Source organism: Hydrogenophaga sp. FG152 (assembly GCF_057809615.1).
This window is the reverse complement of sequence record NZ_JBMDKH010000051.1, coordinates 1-367: the sequence shown is the minus strand read 5'-3', so window position 1 is coordinate 367 and position 367 is coordinate 1. Positions and strand designations below refer to the sequence as shown.

Sequence of the window (367 nt, the reverse complement as noted above, 5' to 3'; positions counted from 1 at the left end):
TTTGCGTGCATCGATGGGATGAACTGTAAAGTTTCTGAATCAGAAGAAAAACAGCGCCGAAACGACTATTGTGTTTCCAATTCAGCAATAATCATGGTTTTGATGCCCGGGAAAACCCTTTGAAGGAGCTTTGTTATGGACCGCCTGGCCTCGATGCGTGCCTTCCAGAAAGTGATCGATGAAGGCGGTTTTGCGGCGGCGGCGCGCGCCATGGACATGTCGCCCGCCGTGGTCACGCGGCTGGTGGCCGACCTGGAAGACCACCTGGGCACCCGCCTGCTGCACCGCACCACCCGCCGCGTCTCCCTCACGGACGCGGGCGAGAACTACCTCGACCGGGTGCGCGTCATCCTGCAGGAACTCGACG

The 367-nt window shown here is 59.1% G+C and carries 1 protein-coding gene; it reads left to right on the top strand.

All coding sequences use genetic code 11. The features are described 5' to 3' along the window. Positions 1-135: 135 nt before the first annotated feature. Positions 136-367 (top strand): LysR family transcriptional regulator (locus tag ACODTB_RS25805; protein WP_488929885.1); only part of this gene is annotated, 232 nt, incomplete at its 3' end.